This window comes from Geomonas sp. (assembly GCF_056994735.1).
In genome coordinates this window covers 33,518-51,382 of the sequence record NZ_JBXKJL010000384.1, presented here as the reverse complement: position 1 = coordinate 51,382, position 17,865 = coordinate 33,518, and the positions used below count along the sequence as shown (strand labels likewise).

Here is a 17,865-nt window from a genome sequence, read left to right as displayed (position 1 = left end):
AGCCTGCGCTGGGGCATCCGCAGGGAAAGGAGGCGCTGTGACAACCGCACTCATCATCGAAGATCATCCCGACAACATGGTGCTGATCGGAAGGCTGTTGGAGAAATCGGGATACAAGACGCTGCGGGCCGTGACCGGGGTGGAAGGGTATGAACTTGCCGTGCGGCAAAGACCCGATTTCATCATTCTCGACGTGCAACTCCCGGATATCGACGGCACCGAGGTGCTCTGCAGGATCAGGGCTGAGCTGGGAGAAGGTATCCCCGTCATCGCCATGACGGGCAACGCCATGAACAGCGACCGGGAGAGGATGATGGCCGCGGGGTGCGACTGCTACATCGAGAAACCGTTCGACTCGCTGCAGATCATCGCGCAGATCAGGATGGTGATAGGAGAGGCCGATGACAGCTCCACTTGCTGACCCCGATGTCCATCCCGGGAGCATCACGGTGACGCCCGAATCGCTGGTCCACCTGGGGCGGAACTGGGTCTGGGACATCGCCGCAGACAGGCTTTACTGGTCCGAGGAGCTCATCAGGCTGCACGGCGTCGATCCGGCCACCTTCGACGGTGACGCCGCCTCGGCAGCCAGGCTGGTGCACCCGGATGACCTGCCTAAGCGGGAGCGGGCCATCGCCGAGGCGCTGCAGGGGAAGAGGGTCGAACCGTACGAGTTCCGGGTGCTGCACCCCGACGGCAGCGAGCGGGTGGCCATGCTCAAGGACCTGCAGCTGCTCCGGGGGCCGGACGGCAAGGCCTCCTTCCTGGTCGGCGTGGTGCAGGATATCACCGAGCTCAAACAACTGGAGGAGGAGCTGAAACTATTGAGCGCGGAGCTGGAGGCGCGGGTGCGGGCACGGACCGCGGAACTGGAGAGGGCTAACGCCAGGCTCCAGGAACTGGACCGCCTCAAGTCGATGTTCATCGCCATGACCTCTCACGAACTGCGCACGCCCCTGAACTCGATCCTCGGCTTCATCAGCATGACACTCCACGGTCTCTCCGGCGACCTGAACGAGGAGCAAAGAGACAATCTCTCCCGGGCCTACGGATCGGCCACCCACCTCCTCTCCCTGGTCACCGACGTCATCGACATTTCCAAGATCGAAGCGGGGAAGACCGAAGTCTATCCTGAAAGCATCCTCCTGGGCGAGCTGCTGTCCGAGGCTGCGGGGGGGATACACCCCGAGTTAAGCTCCAAGGGGCTGAGCCTGGAGGTTGACGTTGCGGGGGGGATCACCCTCTTCACCGATAGAAAGAGGCTGCTGCAGTGCCTGATCAACCTCTTGGGCAATGCGGTGAAGTACACCGAGCGAGGCAGGATCTCGGTGGTGGCCAAAACGATCGGCAAGGCGGTCGAGGTTTCGGTCACCGATACCGGTATCGGCATGACCCAAAAGGATCTCGCCAGACTCTTCCAGCCCTTCGAGAGGCTCGACTCGCCGCTCAGGATAAAGACCGGGGGGGCGGGGCTGGGACTGTATCTCACCAGGAAACTCTGCACCGACATCCTGCGTGGCAAGATCTCCGTGCAGAGCAGGGAAGGGGAGGGGAGCACCTTCACCATGACGGTAGCCAGGGACATCAGGGATGCAAGGTGAGGCGGTGACGGGAGAAACCTATGAATATGAAGATTCTGATCGTCGATGACGATGAAAATTCAAGGGTTTTTCTGGAACGCGCGCTTCTTAAGCAGGGCTACCAGGTGGAGAGTGTCCAAAACGGCGCCCAGGCCCTGGCCAAGGCCGACCACTCCCCGCCGGAGCTGATCATCTCCGATATCCTGATGCCGGAGCTCGACGGCTTCGAGCTCTGCCGCAGGGTCAAGACCGACGACCGGCTGCGCGGCATCCCCTTCGTCTTCTACTCGGCCACCTATGTAGCCCAGGAGGACCGGCGGCTGGCGATGAAACTCGGTGCCTCGCGGTTCCTGATCAAGCCGATGCAGCTCGAGGCCTTCATCGGCCTGATCGCGGACGTCATCCGCGAATGCCAGCAGAAAAAGCTGCCGGTTCCGAACCGCCCCCTGGCGGAACGAAACGAGCTCGACCGGATGCAGATGGAGGCGCTGGCCCGGAAACTCGAGGACAAGGTGGCCGAGGTCTATCGCGAAAGGTCGGCGCGCAAGAAGTGCGAGCAGGATTACGAGGAGCTCAAGGCCACCCAGAAAGAGCTGATCAGGGAGGCTGTGGCGAAGGAGCGCCGCAAGGACGACGAGCTTATGCTGCAGGGGCGGCAGGCATTCATGGGCGAAATGATCAACAACATCGCCCACCAGTGGCGTCAGCCCCTCAATACGCTGGGGCTGCTCGCCCAGGACATGCAGATGACCTACAAAATGGGGGACTTCAGCCGGGAGTTTGTCGAGGCAAACCTGAAGAAGACCATGGACCTGATCGGGGAAATGTCCCAGACCATCGAGGACTTCAGCACCTTCTTCAGGCCCGACCGGGCGAAGGTCAACTTCAGGGTCAACAAGATCGTCTCCAAGATCCGCTCCTTCCTGGAAGACGGGTTCAAGGCCAGGGGGATCACCATCGAGGCACGCTACACCGGTGACCCCCTGTTGCGGGGCTACCCCGGCGAGTTGTCGCAGGTGATCCTCAACATCATGATGAACTCCAGGGACGCCTTGGCACGGTGCACGGCCGGGAATCCTTATGTCACCATCCAGGTCATGCCCGACGGCGGCAAGACCGTCATTCTCATCACCGACAACGGCGGCGGGGTACCTCCGGAAATCATCGGCAAGATCTTCGACCCATACTTCACCACCAAGGGGCCGGACGGAGGGACAGGGATCGGACTCTTCATGTCCAAGAGCATCATCGAAAAGAACATGGGTGGCAGCCTCACGGTCAGCAACGTCCCGGGAGGCGCGCAGTTCAGGATCGAGCTTTAAAGCCGCCGACTTCGACAGGCTCTGCGTGAACCGTTGGTGCTCTCCTTGTCGAAGCGGGTTTTAAATAGGTTCAGCTCCGCATGGGTGCAGGTACGGCGAGGCAGGTTCGGGTTCGGGTGGATGGCTGGCTAGGGCGGCGAGGCGGACAATGGGCGAAGCATCGATGACACTGAGAATAGTTCCCGGAGCGGAAGATCATCCCGCCCTGGGAAAGAGCGTCAACAAGGCCCACCTGGTAAATCGGCTGAATTACATCAATTTCCAGGACCAGACGATACTGGTCAACCTGCGGCACGTGATCTACGACAACGCCATCTTCCTGAGGACGCGGCCGCTCCCTTGCGCGGGTGAGCGGCTGGACTGCGTCTGGGCCGAGGAGGAGGGGCTGCGGGAGCTGCTCAAGACCTACCAGTTCGGCTACCTGCTGATCCCGGACGGCAAGAAGTACCTGCTGGTCAACTCCGAGGTCCTGAACGTGGACGAGCGGGGAATCTCCCTGGTACTGCCGGTAACCTGCCGGGAATTCGAGGCCAGGAAGATCAAGCGCCACCCAGCGGACGGAGTCTCTGTGCAGTTGATCCAGCATGCCGCCGTGTTCGAGGGCCGGCTGGTCGATTTCACCCCGGTGGCGTTGCGGATTTCCGGGCTGCCCGCCCCGCCGGCCACCTTCCAGTGGTTCAATCCCGAGGGGGAGTTGAGCCTGCGACTTCTGAAGGGGAATGAAGTCCTCTATTCCGGCGCCTTCGACATCATCTCGCAAAGCTCCGACCAGACGATCTCGCTGGTGCTTAACCAGGTCCACAGCTCCATTCAGCGCTACAAGAGCAAGAGGTACCGCACCATCAGGCAGCAGCTGGTCCCTTCGCCCAACATCGTCTTCGACCACCCGATGATCGACAAGAGGATCAACCTCAAGGTGGTCGACCTCTCGGGAACCGGGCTCGCCGTGGAAGAGAGCGAGGGGGAGTCGGTACTGATGGCCGGCCTGATCATACCAGACCTGAAGCTCACCTTCGCCCAGGGCTTCAGCGTCAACTGCAGGGTACAGGTGGTGTCGCGCAACGTGAGCGGGGAGGCGGAGAGGCTGGTCCGCTGCGGCCTGGTCATCCTGGACATGGACGTGCGCGACCACGTGCGGCTCCTTTCCATCCTGCACCAGGTGGTCAACCAGCGATCCTACGTCGGCACCGAGGTCGACATGAACGACCTGTGGGACTTCTTCTTCGAGACCGGCTTCATCTATCCCGGGAAGTACGCCCACTTCCAGATCAACAAGGAGGAGATCAAGAAGACCTACGCCAAGCTCTACGGCGACAACCCGCAGATAGCCCGCCACTTCATCTACCAGGACCGGGGGGCGATCCTGGGGCACATGGCCATGGTGCGCTTCTACCAGAACTCGTGGATGATCCACCACCACGCCGCACGGAAATCGGTCACCATCAAGGCCGGCCTGGCGGTGCTGGACCAGGTGAGCCACTACCTGAACGAGCTGGAGCACTTCGCCTTCGCGCACCTGCGCTTCGTCTACTGCTACTACCGCCCCGACAACAAGTTCCCCAACCGGGTCTTCGGCGGCTTTGCCAGGCAGAACCGGGACCTGCGGATCTGCTCGGAGGACAAGTTCGGCTATTCCCATTACCGGCACCAGGAGGGAGAGGAGCGGGCGTTCCCCGAACGGTGGGAACTAACCCGGAGCAGCCACTACGACCTGATCGAGCTGGGGAACTTCTACCGCTACCATTCCGGGGGGCTACTGGTCAGGGCCTTCGACCTGGAGCCGGACAGGGCCGAGGAGGACGAGCTGGACCGGGAATACCGCGCTCTAGGTTTCAAAAAGGAGAAGTACTACTACTCGCTACGCAAGGACGGCAGCCTCAAGGCCTTCATCCTGGTGAACTGCACCGATGCAGGCTTCAACATGGCCGAGCTCACCAACTGCGTCACCATGATCATTCTGGACGAGGAACTCCCCCGCGAACTGGTGGAGATTTCCCTGGAGAGGGCGTCACGGCACTATGACGGGCAGGAAATGCCGGTGCTGACCTATCCGCTGTCCTATCTCGACGAGCATTCTTTCCCCTACGACAAGACCTACGTCCTCTGGATACTGAACCTCGAGTACACCGACAACTACTTCGAATACTGCGAAGGCCTCTTCAGGACGGTCAAAAAGAGAGGCGGAGAAGGCATCTGAGCCCGGAGATCGAATGGAAGCTCCCAAGGTCCACGACAGGCCGCTGTACAACAGCAGGATCATCAACTCCTTCATCCTGCTGATCAAGCACAAGTACAGCTATGTCAATGTCTCCGAGCTCCTCGATTACGCCGGGATGAAGGAGTACGAGGTGGCGGATCAGGGGCACTGGTTCAAGCAGGACCAGGTCGACCGCTTCTACGAGAAACTGGTGCAGCTGACCGGGAACCCGAAGATCGCCCGGGAGGCCGGCCGCTACGCCGCCTCGCCCGACGTCATCGGCGCCATGAGGCAGTACATCCTGGGGCTGGTCGACGCCTCCAGCACCTTCGACATCATCAACAAGACCACGGCCAAATTCACCCGGTCGTCCAGCTACGAATCTCGTACCATCTCCTCCAATATGGTCGAGATCGTGGTGACCCCGATCGAGGAGGGGCTGGAGAAGCAGTACCAGTGCGAGAACAGGATCGGCTTCTTCGAGGCCATCGTGCTGATCTTCAACCACAAGCTGACCGACCTGCAGTACTTTCCCGAGATTCAGCACCTCCCTACCATCCAGCAACCCGAGTGCGTCTTCAGGGGCGACAAGGTCTGCCGTTACATCATCACCTGGGAGAAGTCGCTCCATGTCTTCTTGAAGAAGGTGCGCAACGTGGTGGGGGTCTTCCTGGCGGTGTTCTACCTGACCCTGATGTTCACCGGGCACTGGCGCATGATCGTTGAATACCTGCCGGCTTCGCTCTGCGTCTTCCTGCTGCTGGCCATGGGCTCGGAAAAGGGGGAGAAAGGGGCGCTCAAGGCGAGCCTCAACAACACCAAGGAGTCGATCGACAACCTCCTGGACCAGATAGATCTCAACTACAACAACGCCATGCTGACCAACGAGATCGGGCAGACGCTCGGCTCCTTCAGCAGGGTAGAGGAGATGCTGCCGGAGGTGGCGCGCATCATGGCGCACCGGCTCGACTACGACCGCGGCATGATCCTTTTGGCCAACCCCGACCAGAGCAGGCTGGAGGTCGCCGCGAGCTACGGGTACACCCGGGAAGAGCTCCTCTGCCTTGGCGCCTTCCCCTTCAAGCTGGACCAGCCGGACGGCTCCCACGACGTCTACATCGACTCATTCCGGGAGCAGCGCCCCTTCCTGGTCAACGACCTCGAGCACGCCAAGGACACCCTCGGCTCCCGAAGCCTCGCCTGCGCCGAGACCACCGGCACTTTCGCCTTCATCTGCTGCCCGATCTTAAGCGAAGGAGTCTCTCGCGGGGTGCTGGCGGTCGAGAACGTGAAGGCCAAGAAGCCGCTGGTGGAGCGGGATATCAGCCTTCTGATGGGGATCGCCTCCATGATTGGCATCAGCATCCGCAACTGCGAGCTGATCGGCGACCTGGAGCAGGCCAAGGAGGAACTCGAGCAGCGGGTGGCCAAGAGGACCGAGGACCTGGAGAAGAGCCGGAAGAAACTGGAGCTGCAGCACGAGGAGCTGGAGCGGACCTACCACGACCTGGAGTTTGAGACGACCCAAAGGCTCCGGGCGCTGGAGGAACTCTCGCAGAAGGAGCGCATGCTCCTGCAGCAAAGCCGCCTTGCCGCCCTAGGCGAGATGATCAGCAACATCGCCCACCAGTGGCGCCAGCCCCTGAACGAGCTGGGGCTCATCGTGCAGGAGCTCCCCATGATGTATGATAAGGGGAACTTCACCCGGGAATACCTGCGGGAGAGCGTGGCGAAGTTCATGAAGCTGCTGGCCCACACGTCCAAGACCATCGACGACTTCAGGGACTTCTTCAAGCCCGACAAGGAGAAGACCCCGATCGCGGTCAAGGAGGTGGTGGCGCAGACGCTCACCCTGGTCGAGGAAAGCTTCAAGAACCTGCAGATCGAGGTCAGGTTGATTGAGGAAGCGGGACCGGTAATGCTCGGCTATCAGAACGAATTCTCCCAGGTTATCCTCAACCTGCTCTTCAACGCCAGGGACGCCTTTCAGGAGCGGGGCATCCGGCAAAGGGAGGTGGTGATCAGGATCCTGGAGGAGGGGGGCAAGGCGGTGGTGACGGTGACGGACAATGCCGGCGGCATCGCGGAGGAGATCATCGACAGGATCTTCGATCCCTACTTCACCACCAGGGGGCCCGAAAAGGGGACCGGCATCGGTTTGTACATGTCCAAGATCATCATCGAAAAGAACATCTCCGGCAGGCTCTCGGTTCGCAATACGGAAAAGGGCGCGGAGTTCAGGATTGAAGTCGAAAGTATCCGCTGATCTTGAGGAGATACTGTCATAGAGGCGTCTCGTTTCAATATTACATCAGGACCTGTGCCATCAAGCGGGTTAGCCCGTACCTGAAAGGCTCCTGAAAAAGCAATCCAAGTGGCAGCTTCAAACAGGGAACGCTTGCGGCAGTTACAGAAGTTGGCCAAAGAGCATGCACGGGAACCTTCAGCTCTGAGCAGGACCGGCACGCGTTGACAACATTAAGGGGCGGGATAGAATGATTGGGCATTATTCAGCGGTTTGCGATGGTTCCTCAGGTCCAGACTCTGTCACGGCCGAGCTGCCGAAGAAAGTAACTTTGGTGTGCCCGGCCACGCTTGTTTGAGCCGCCGGCACGTTACTCCGGGACGGAGGCGGGGTTCCCCGCAGAGGGGCCGCGGCAACATTATGGAGAAGGCAGATGGCAGAGCCGTGCATCATTCTCATCGAAGACAACCCGGACGACGCCTTCCTGGCCAGCCGCATCATCGCCAAGGTCTGCCCGGAAAAAATCGTGGTGGTACGGGACGGCGAAGAGGCGGTGACCACCTTGACGGACATGGCCGAGGACGGCAGCTACCGGGACATCCGCCTGGTCTTTCTTGATCTCAAGCTCCCCAAGATGAGCGGCATCGACGTGCTGCAGAACATCAGGGGAAACCGGCTCTTGCAGGGGCTTGCCGTGGTGGTGCTGACTTCTTCGGATAACGACCTGGACCAGGAGCGATGCAGGGAGCTGGCGGTGATCGACTACATCTTCAAGCCGATGACCACCGAGCGGCTGCAGCGTGCCCTGGCGCTCCTGAGAGCTCAGGGAGTGCGGTGAATGGAGGGAGCCCGGACAACGGACACAAGATGGGACCGATACCTTACGACATAAGCGGGATCACGCTCCTCTACGTCGAGGACGAGGCCGATGCCAGGAGCATGGTGACCAAGATGCTCGCCATGAACTATCCCAAGCTGAAGATCCTGGCTGCCGAAAACGGCGCCGTGGGCCTCGACCTCTACCGCGAGCACGCTCCCGACATGGTGATAACCGACATCAACATGCCGGTCATGGACGGCATCCGCATGTCCAGGGAGATCAAGGCCATCAACACCGAGGCCAGGATCATCGCCGTGACCGCCCACAGTGACACCTCCTACCTCCTTAACGCCATCGAGATCGGCATCCACTACTACGTCTTGAAACCGATCAACTACGAGGAGCTCTTCGCCGTTACCGACAAGATCCTCGAACAGATCGTGCTGAGGCGGGTTGTCGCGGAACAACACCAGAGGATCATCGAGAGTGAACGGCAGCTGGCCGGGGCCCAGCGGATCGCCCACCTGGGGAGCTGGCAGCGCGACCTGGTTGACGGCAGCATGAACTGGTCCGAGGAGATGTACCGCATCCTGGGCCTGGAGCCGGGTTCCATCGAGGTCACCTACCAGGCCTTCCTCGAGAGGTTCATACCGGAGGACCGGGATGCCCTGGGCAAGGCTCTCCACCAGGCTGTGGACGACAGGGAGGAGGTGGGGGCGCTCTACTGCCGGATCGCCCGCCCCGACGGCACCGAGCGGATTCTGCGGGTGGAAGCGGAGGTACTCCTGGACGGAACGGGGATACCGGCGGTCATGATCGGCACCTCCCACGACGTCACCGAATTGAAGGAGGCGGAGGAAAGGATACGCTCCCTCACCGACGAACTCGAGCGCCGGGTCGTCCAGCGGACCTCGCTCCTGCAGGCGAGCCTCAGGGAGCTGGAGAACTTCAGCTACGTGGTCTCCCACGACCTGCGCGCTCCGGTGGCACGCATGGAGGGCTTCTGCCAGGCGCTGATCGAGGACTGCGGCGACTGCACCAACCCAAACTGCAGACAGTACGCAGAGCGAGCGGAGAGGGTGGTGCGGCAGATCAAGCACATCATCGACGCCTTCAACAACCTGAGCCATTACGCGAAGTGCAGGCTGGTGGTCGGCGAGGTCGACCTCACCGGCATGGCAAAAAACATCGCCGCCGCCTTCCGGCAGAGCGAACCGGAGCGGCAGGTCGAGTTCCGGATCGGCGAGGGAGTGAGGGTCCGCGGCGACCAGCGCCTCCTGCAGGTCGCCATGGAGCACCTTTTGGGCAACGCCTGGAAGTTCACCTCGAAAAAGCCGACCGCGACCATCGAGTTCGGCTACAGCGAAGAGGAAGGGGCCCGGATCTACTACGTGCGCGACAACGGCGCTGGCTTCAACATGAAGTACGTCGATAAGCTGTTCAAACCCTTCCAGACCATCCACAGTCCCGGGGAATACACCTGGGACGGCACGGCCATCGGCCTGGCCACGGTGCACAGCATCATCCTGCGCCACGGCGGCCGGATCTGGGCCGAAGGCGAGGTCGGCAAGGGCGCCACCTTCTATTTCACCCTCGAACCAAACCCCGAGCCGGGAAGCTTCCTCGATATCGTGATAGAGGAAGAGGCCAGTTGACAGCGGGAGCCGGAAACGGTCGCCCTCGCGCCCTGGCCGCCGTCTGCAGCCGGCTGCATTATCCCATCTGGTGAGGAACCATGCCTGACAAGGACGGATCGATAAAATCCATTCCGGAATGCGAGGCCAAGGCTTACCTCGCCGCCATAGTCGACTCGTCCAACGACTGCATCGTCAGCAAGACCCTGGACGGCATGATCAGCAGCTGGAACCGGGGAGCACAGAACCTCTACGGCTACTCCGCCGAGGAAGTGGTAGGCCGCCACATCTCGGTGATCGTCCCCCCCGACCGCCTTGAGGAGCTGGAAAAAGTCACCGAAACCATCAGGCGCGGGGAGAGGGTGGAGCGCTTCCAGACCCAGCGCATCAGGAAGGACGGCAGGCGGATCGACGTCTGCGTGACCCTTTCTCCGATCCACGGCAACGACGGCGCCATCATCGGCGTATCCGCCATCAGCCGCGAGATCACCGAAGAGCTGAAGATGGAAAGGTCGCTTAGGGAAAGCGAGCGGCGCTATCGCACCCTGATCGAGATGGCACGGGACGCGGTAGTGGTGCACCAGGAGGGGCGATTCGTCTATGCCAACTGCGCAGCGCTCGGCATCTACGGCGCCAGATCCCTGGAGGAGCTGCAGCAGATGACGCTGGTAGACCTGGTGCATCCCGACGAGCGCGAGGAGGTCCGAGAGCGGATGCAGCAGCTGTTGGAGGGGGAGGAGATCCCGCTGCGCGAATACCGCCTCTTGCGGGTAAACGGCGAGGAGATACCGGTCGAGACCTCCTCCACCCTGATCGATTACGAGGGCCGCCCCGGGATACAGATCATCGCCCGCGACATCAGCGACCGCAAGAGAGCGGAAGAGGAGCGGGAAGCGATGCTCCGGGACCTCTTCTACGAGCGCTCCCGGTTCCAGACCGTGGTGCGGCAGCTCGCGGTCGGTATCTTCATCGCCGAGGCCCCTTCGGGGAAGCTCCTCTTCGACAACGACGTGTCCAGGCACATCTTCCGCCAGGAACCAGCAAAAGTCGAAAGCCTCGCCGACTACAGCCAGTGGGACATCCGTACCGTCGATGGCAAGCCGATCCCGGTCGAGGAACTGCCGCTGGTGCGCGCACTCAGGGGCGAGGTGGTCACCGAGACCGAGCTCCAGGTGATCAGGGGGGATGGCACCATCGGTTACGTGCGGATGAACGTGGCGCACCTTGCCGATCCCGACGGCGCTATAACTGCTGCCATCGCCATCATCACTGACGTCACAGAAAGGAAGGTCGCCCAGCAGGCCCTGGAGGCCAGCGAAGAGCGTCTGAACCTGGCACTTGACGCGGCTGAGATGGGCTCATGCGATATCGAACTCCCCAGCGGCAGGGGGGTCTGGTCGAACCGGCACTTCCTGCTGCTAGGCTATCCTCCCCCGGTAAACGGAAGCGGAGCCGCCACCATCGAGATGTGGCAGAGCAGGATCCACCCCGATGACCGCGCCATGGTGAGCGACGCCGTGGCTCACGCCAGGAAGGAGAGGACCTTCCTTCGCTCCGAGCACCGCGTCATCCGGGCCGATAATCAGCAGGTGGTGTGGGTGAATATCATGGGTCGTTTCCTGTGCGACGAGAAACGCGGGACCTGCCGCTTCATCGGGGTCATCTTCGATGTTTCCGAGCGCAAGGCCGCTGAGGACGCCTTGCGACGAAACGAATCACGCTTCAGGCTCATGGCCGACTCCATGCCGCAGATCGTCTGGACCGCGGAACCAGACGGATCCATAGACTACGTCAATGCCCATTTCGAGGTCTACAGCGGACTCAGCCGGCAGTCCGAGGAAGTCAGCAGAAACCTTGATAATCCCGCCGCTCTCATCGCGATGATGTTCCATCCTGACGATGTCGAGGTGGCCACGAGGGCCTGGACACACTCGATAGCCACGGGGGAGCCCTATCACACCGAGCTGCGCCTGCGCCGTGCAGATGGCGCCTACCGGTGGCACCTGAACCGCGCCCTTGCCGACAGGGACGAGAGCGGGATGGTACTCAAGTGGTACGGCACCGCGACCGACATCAACGAAATCAGGGAGCTGCAGGAGAAACTGCAGGCCAGCGAGGCCGATCTGAAACTGGCCATAGAGACCACGCAACTGGGGACCTTCGACTGGGACTTGCGCTCCGGGAAGCAGAGGTGGTCCGACATCGCGAGGTCCCATTACGGCCTGCCGCAAGGTGTCGAGGTGACCGGCGCGATCCACATGTCGGCCGTACATCCGGACGATCGGGAACGGGTGCGGCAGGCGATAAAGGCCGCCCTGGATCCGCAGGGGAGCCGGAGCCTCAGTCTCGAATACCGCACCGTCGGGCTCGAGGACGCCAAAACCAGGTGGCTCACGGCGCGTGGTCGGGTGACCTTCGACCAGGAGGATCAGCCGCTGCGACTGTCTGCCGCCTGCCTGGACATCACCGACATCGTAGAGGCCGAGAAAGCACTGAAGGACGAGATCGCAGAGCGCCTGCGGGCTGTGGAAGAGCTCCACAAGCAGGAACAGCTGATGATCAGGCAGGGGAGGCTTGCGGCGATGGGTGAGATGATCGGCAATATCGCCCACCAGTGGCGCCAGCCTCTGAACACCCTGGCGCTCATCGTCCAGGAACTCCCCAGGTACTACGAGCGGAACCTCTTCAGCAAGGAGTACCTGGACCGGTCCGTCACCAAGGCGATGCAGGTAATCAACCACATGTCCAAGACCATCGACGGTTTCAGGAACTTCTTCGGACCGGAGAAGGAGAAGGAGGTTTTCCGGGCCTCCGAAGTCCTGTCCAAAACGGTGTCGATGGTCGAGGCCGCCTTCGCCCAGCTGGACCTGAAGATCGAGATGAGCCTCGACCCGGGGATCGAGATCTTCGGCTACCCCAACGAGTTCTCCCAGGTGCTGCTCAACATCCTGGTCAATGCCAAGGAGGCCATCGTCGAGCGCAAGGTCAGCCATCCCAAGGTGGCGGTTAAGCTTTACCGGGAAGGGGACAAGGCGGTGCTGACCATCACCGACAATGGCGGAGGCATCCCCCAGGAAGTCATGGAAAGGATCTTCGACCCCTACTTCACCACCAAGGGGCCCGACAAGGGAACGGGCATCGGCCTCTTCATGTCCAAGACCATCATCGAGAAGAACATGAACGGCAGCCTGACCGTCCACAACACCGGAGAGGGCGCGGAATTCCGCATCGAGGTCGCAGCATGAAAACCATGAGGGACGAGGTCCGCGACGTCTCGCTGCTCTTCGTCGAAGATGAGATCGAGGCCCGGGAGATGCTCAGCAGGATGCTGGGCATGAACTATCCCACCCTGAAGGTGTACGTGGCCGAGAACGGGGCGGTTGGGCTCGAGCTTTTCCGCCAGTACAAACCGGAAGTGGTGCTGACCGACATCAACATGCCTGTCATGAACGGCATCACCATGGCCCGCCACATCAAGGAGGTCGAGCCCGAGGCCACCATCGTCGCCGTTACGGCCCACAGTGACACCTCGTATCTCTTGAGCGCCATCGAGATCGGCATAGACCATTACGTGCTCAAACCCGTGAACTACACCGAGCTCTTCGCGGTGATCGACAAGGTGGTGGAAAAGCACCTGCTGAAGCGCCTGGTAGCGGAGCAGGTGGAGCGGATTCGCAGGCGCGAGCAGCAGCTTAGCGAAGCCCAGAAGGTGACCCATCTCGGGAGCTGGGAATGGGATGCGGCCAGCGGAGAGGTCACCGCTTCGGACGAGCTCTACCGGATCTTCGGGCTGGACCCGGAGTCGGTCACACCGTCTTACCAGGCGCTCCTGGAAATGGTCCCCTCGGGCGAGCGCGAGTCGCTGGAAAAGGCGGTGCAGCAGGCACTCGAGCAGCAGCAGACGGTAGTCTCGCAGTACTTCCGGATCATCCGGCCGGACGACTCCATGCGCATCCTCCGCGGTCAGCTGGAGATGAGTTTTGATCAGGAGGGAAGACCGCTGTCCATGATCGGCACCTGCCACGACGTCAGCGAACAGAAATCGGCGGAAGCCGCGCTGCGTGCCTCCGAACAGAGGTTCTTCAAGATCTTCCAGGCCACGCCCGACCTGTTGAGCATCACCGACGTGAGGGAAGGGACCTATCTCGAGGTGAACGAGGCTTTCCTGAAGACGCTCGGATACCAGCGTGCCGAGGTCATCGGAAAGACCACCTCCGAACTGCGGGTATGGGCGGACGATCGGGAAAAGGGCTTGCTGCTGAAGGCACTCGAGGGCAAAGAGGAGGTCCGCGATCTCGAGATCCGTTTCCGGGCCCGCGACGGCCTCGATGTCATCGGACTCATGTCGACCGAGCAGATCGAGATCAACGGCAAGGAGTTCCTGCTCGCTCTCTGCAAGGACATCACGGAGAGGAAACGGCTGGAGGAGGACCGCGCCCAGCTGGCGGCCATCGTGGAATCTTCCGATGACGCCATCATAGCCGCCGACAGCGAGGGACTCATCATCAGCTGGAATGCCGGAGCAGAGAAGATGCTCGGCTACTGGGCGGAGGAGGTCAAAGGAAAGCCCTTCACCTTCCTGGCCCCGCCCGAGCGCAGGGACGAGATCTACGAGTTGCAACAGGCGGTCAGGAAGGGCGAGCCGGTAACCCATCTCGATACCATCTACCTCAGAAAACACGGCGGCCAGATCAATGTCTCCCTCACCATGTCGGCCATCAGGGGCCCGGACGGCGCCTTTGTCGGCACCTCCTGCATCGCCCGCGACGTCACCGAGCGGACACGGATGGAAGAGACCATCAAGCACCAGGCCCAGCATGACGCCCTGACCGATCTCCCCAACCGAAAGCTCTTCATGGACTTCCTGGCACTGGAGCTGGCCCAGGCCCGCCGCAACAGGAAGCATCTGGCGGTCCTCTTCCTGGATCTGGACCACTTCAAGCAGATAAACGACACCCTGGGACACGCCACGGGCGACCTGCTGCTGCAGGCGGTGGCCCAAAGGCTCAAGCGCTGCGTGCGCGAGTCCGACACCGTGGCACGCATAGGCGGAGACGAGTTCAACGTGCTGATGCCTGATATGGCACAAAGCGACGACGTCGGCATCGTGGTCGGGAAGATCATGGGGGTATTCGGCACGCCGTTCATGCTGGAGAACCTGGAAATCAGCGCCACCACCAGCGTCGGGATCAGCATGTTCCCCATGGACGGCGACACCAGCGAGGAACTGGTCCGCAAAGCCGACAGCGCCATGTACGTGGCCAAGCAGACCAGCGGCAATTCCTACCAGTTCTACAACGACGAGATCAACACCCGCACCGGCAAACGGCAGAGGATGGAGCGGCTTCTGCGCGTGGCGGTCCAGAAGGGGGAGTTCGAACTCCTCTTCCAGCCCCAGCTGCGGCTCGACACCGGGAAGATCGTCAGCGCCGAGGCGCTTCTGCGGTGGCGACATCCGGAGGAGGGTCTGCTCCTTCCGCATCAGTTCCTGAACGTGGCCGAGGAGACCGGTGCCATCGTCGCCATCGGCGAGTGGGTCATCCATCAGGCCTGCGCCCAGATGAAGAGCTGGCAAAGACTGGGTTATGACTTCTCGGTGACCGTCAACCTCTCCAACCGGGAGTTCCATCAGCCCAACCTGCTGGAAATGACCACCAAGACGCTGGCGGAGACCGGGCTCGACCCGCAACTGCTCGAGCTGGACATCACCGAGAAGGCCATCATGGAGAACCCCAGCTTCTCCATCCGCAACATGAGGCAGCTCGCAGAGCTCGGTGTGAAATTTTCAGTCGACGACTTCGGCATCGGTTCCTCGTCCATGCAGTGGATCAAGCAGCTCCCGATCTGCAGGCTGAAGATCGACAAGAGTTTCATCAAGGACATCCTCAACGAACCAGACGACCTGGCGGTGGTCAGCGCGGTCATCTGCATGTCCCACAACCTCAACATGAAGGTCGATGCAGTCGGCGTGGAATCGCAGGAGCAGCTGAGGCTGATCCGCAGCTACGGCTGCGACGAGGCGCAGGGTGACCTGATCAGCAGACCTCTCCCGCCAGCCGAGTTCGAGAGACTTGTGGCGAACATGTGACTATCGGAGCCAATCATGAGCCAATCATCCCAACCGCTGTGCCTGATCCTGATGCCCTTCGACAAGAGGAAAGACTGTACGGGCCGGGTCATAGACTTCGACTCGGTTTACGAGCGCCTGGTGGTGCCGGCAGTCGAGGCGGCGGGTATGCAGCCGATGCGGGCGGACCAGGGGAGAACCGGCGGCATCGACCGCCACCTCTTCGAACGGCTGGTGCTGTGCGACTACGTGGTCGTCGATCTCACCACCGCCCACCCCAGTATCTTTTACGACCTCGGCGTCAGGCATGCGGCCAAGCCCGGCGCCACCATCCTCCTCTACGCCCAGGGGAGAGCCCAACTTCCCGTCAACGCCACCGCGCTGGGGGGCATCGCCTACCGGGTTTCGCCCCAGGGGCAACCTGAATACGAGGCAAAATACCGCACCGTGATCACCGAGGGGTTGCAGGCGGCTTCCGCGGGAACTGCTGACAGCCCCGTTTATCGGCTGGTGGATAGTTATCCCCACCTCGACCCGCGAATGCGCGACGACCTCCGTGACCAGTTCAACTTCGAGATTGAGATCAAGAAAAGGCTCGATCAGGCGAGGCACCAGGGGGTCGAGCAGGTAAGGGAGGTGGACGGGGCCATCGGCAACATGGCCGAGGCGGAGCCGGGGGTGGTGCTGGAGCTCTTCTTCTCCTACAGGGAGGCCAATGGGTGGGCCGAGATGGAGGAACTGGTCTCGCGCATGTCGCCGGAGCTCGGGGCAAGCGTCCTGGTTCAGGAGCAGCTGGCCTTGGCGCTCAACCGGCTGGGGAGGGGAGAGGAGGCCGAACGGGTGTTGCGGGATCTGATCTCCCGGCGGGGGCCGAGCAGCGTTACCTACGGGAAGCTCGGGAGGGTGCTGAAGGACCAGTGGGAAAAGGCGCTGGAGGGGGGAGACAAGGCCCAGGCCAAGGTGTTGCTGGACAAGGCGGCCACCGCGTATCTGAAGGGATTCGAGGCGGACTGGCGCGACACCTATTCCGGCGTCAACGCCGTAACCCTGATGGAGCTGAAGCAGCCGGCGGACGCGCGCCGACGGGAGATCCTTCCCATCGTGCACTATGCCGTGGAGCAGAGGATCCGCTCCGGCGCAGCCGATTACTGGGATTACGCCACCCTTCTCGAGCTGGCGGTGCTGGCCTGCGACGAGGCCAAGGGGACTGATGCCCTGGGACGGAGCCTGGCCCGGGTGCGGGAGGCATGGGAGGCGCAGGCGACGGCGAAGAAGCTGAAGCTGATCAGGGAGGCACGTCTCGGTCGCGGCGCCGAGTGTCCGGTGTGGGCCGACAACGCAGTGGAGGAACTCCTCAAGGCCGCAGCCCGCGGCACGGCCCGCCCGTAGCCGCCGCTGCCCCCTCGACTCCGCGTCCATTCAGGGAGAAGGGGAGGGGGGCAGGGTGAGGGCGTCAGTCCCGCAGTGGCGCCACTGCCCGTGACAGCAACTTCCCTCACCCGGCCTTCGGCTACCCTCCCCCGAGGGGTAGGGTAGCCCGTTACACCGGCTCCTTCCCGAAGGCCCGCAGAAACAGCGGCAGCAAAAAGGGCGAGTCGGACTTGATGGCTCCTCCCATGAAGTCCATGATTCCCGGCTTGTAGCCGTCATACCAGATCTTCCTGAACATCTCCTCGCTCGTCTTGCAGGAACAATCCACCTCCCCGCCGCGGTTTCCCTTCTCGACGGAAAAAGATTCTCCATCGATCTCGATAGTCAAGGTGACTTCACTGAAGGTGAACCGGTACGTCGTCCTCTTGGTGAAGACACCCTTCCTGAACAAGGGCGTCATTTCTGCTATGATTGCGTCGATCATCTACTCTCCTTGTGAATCATCTTGGACACTCTCCAAAGCCGTTTCTGCCAGTGAACCACCGGAGCCGGTTGTGCAAAAGTGCAGCGGCGATAATATTGATCATCGCCTTCTCTGTCAATGACATTGCCAACCAGCAATGAGAGCA

General features: G+C 61.6%; 11 protein-coding genes. 10 read left to right on the top strand and 1 reads right to left on the bottom strand.

The window, feature by feature from the left end:
* Positions 1-37: 37 nt before the first annotated feature.
* The 10 genes from AC11W3_RS16645 (at position 38) to AC11W3_RS16600 (ending at position 17,254) form a co-directional block, all read left to right on the top strand.
* Complete coding sequence (locus AC11W3_RS16645; RefSeq protein ID WP_484091225.1) at positions 38-421, top strand: response regulator; 384 nt, start codon at positions 38-40, stop codon at positions 419-421.
* Positions 402-1,601, top strand: coding sequence for a PAS domain-containing sensor histidine kinase (locus tag AC11W3_RS16640; protein WP_484091224.1), 1,200 nt, complete (start codon positions 402-404; stop codon positions 1,599-1,601). Before AC11W3_RS16645 ends, AC11W3_RS16640 begins: the two co-directional genes overlap by 20 nt.
* Positions 1,602-1,621: 20 nt before the next feature.
* Positions 1,622-2,902, top strand: coding sequence for a response regulator (locus AC11W3_RS16635; protein WP_484091223.1), 1,281 nt, complete (start codon positions 1,622-1,624; stop codon positions 2,900-2,902).
* 163 nt (positions 2,903-3,065) lie between these two features.
* The gene (locus tag AC11W3_RS16630) at positions 3,066-5,099 is read left to right on the top strand and encodes a pilus assembly protein PilZ (protein ID WP_484091222.1); all 2,034 of its coding nucleotides are present in this window, start codon (positions 3,066-3,068) and stop codon (positions 5,097-5,099) included.
* Between the two features lie 13 nt (positions 5,100-5,112).
* Complete coding sequence (locus AC11W3_RS16625; protein ID WP_484091221.1) at positions 5,113-7,365, top strand: ATP-binding protein; 2,253 nt, start codon at positions 5,113-5,115, stop codon at positions 7,363-7,365.
* 412 nt (positions 7,366-7,777) lie between these two features.
* Positions 7,778-8,182, top strand: coding sequence for a response regulator (locus tag AC11W3_RS16620; protein ID WP_484091220.1), 405 nt, complete (start codon positions 7,778-7,780; stop codon positions 8,180-8,182).
* Between the two features lie 29 nt (positions 8,183-8,211).
* On the top strand, positions 8,212-9,819 hold the full coding sequence (locus AC11W3_RS16615; protein ID WP_484091219.1) for a sensor histidine kinase: 1,608 nt from the start codon (positions 8,212-8,214) through the stop codon (positions 9,817-9,819).
* Between the two features lie 80 nt (positions 9,820-9,899).
* Positions 9,900-13,043 carry a PAS domain S-box protein gene (locus AC11W3_RS16610; protein WP_484091218.1) on the top strand — a complete coding sequence of 1,048 codons (3,144 nt, stop codon included), beginning with the start codon at positions 9,900-9,902 and terminating at the stop codon, positions 13,041-13,043.
* On the top strand, positions 13,040-15,886 hold the full coding sequence (locus AC11W3_RS16605; RefSeq protein WP_484091217.1) for an EAL domain-containing protein: 2,847 nt from the start codon (positions 13,040-13,042) through the stop codon (positions 15,884-15,886). The genes AC11W3_RS16610 and AC11W3_RS16605 overlap by 4 nt, the downstream gene beginning before the upstream one ends.
* A 15-nt stretch (positions 15,887-15,901) precedes the next feature.
* Positions 15,902-17,254, top strand: a complete 1,353-nt coding sequence (locus tag AC11W3_RS16600) for a TRAFs-binding domain-containing protein (protein WP_484091216.1) — start codon at positions 15,902-15,904, stop codon at positions 17,252-17,254.
* 151 nt (positions 17,255-17,405) lie between these two features.
* Here AC11W3_RS16600 and AC11W3_RS16595 read toward each other — a convergent pair whose 3' ends face one another.
* On the bottom strand, positions 17,406-17,720 hold the full coding sequence (locus tag AC11W3_RS16595; protein WP_484091215.1) for a hypothetical protein: 315 nt from the start codon (positions 17,718-17,720) through the stop codon (positions 17,406-17,408).
* Positions 17,721-17,865 lie beyond the last annotated feature (145 nt).